This is a genomic window from Ursidibacter maritimus, assembly GCF_009761395.1.
GTDB lineage: Bacteria > Pseudomonadota > Gammaproteobacteria > Enterobacterales > Pasteurellaceae > Ursidibacter > Ursidibacter maritimus.
In genome coordinates this window covers 1-233 of record NZ_LEKN01000028.1, presented here as the reverse complement: position 1 = coordinate 233, position 233 = coordinate 1, and the positions used below count along the sequence as shown (strand labels likewise).

General features: G+C 44.2%; 1 protein-coding gene. It reads left to right on the top strand.

All coding sequences use genetic code 11. The features are described 5' to 3' along the window. Positions 1 to 199: hypothetical protein (locus A1D26_RS05910; RefSeq protein WP_232516806.1), on the top strand; the 199-nt coding region annotated here is incomplete at its 5' end. Positions 200 to 233 lie beyond the last annotated feature (34 nt).

Below are 233 nucleotides of genomic sequence, written 5' to 3'. Positions count from 1 at the left end.
TAAAATCTGCGGTGCAGTTGTGGAGCCATTTGACTGGATGCTCTCTGTGGCGAAAAGAGAAACCAGACTGGCAGATGATGTAAGGCTCTTGCGCCAGGAGGAACGGGAAAGGCGAAAAAATATAGAAAAGCTAATTCAGATTGAGCGTAACGCGAAAGCGCGGATACGCAGGGCAACAAAAGCCAGAACTGAATATTAAATCAGCACTGTAAATAAAATTTAATCCTTAACCG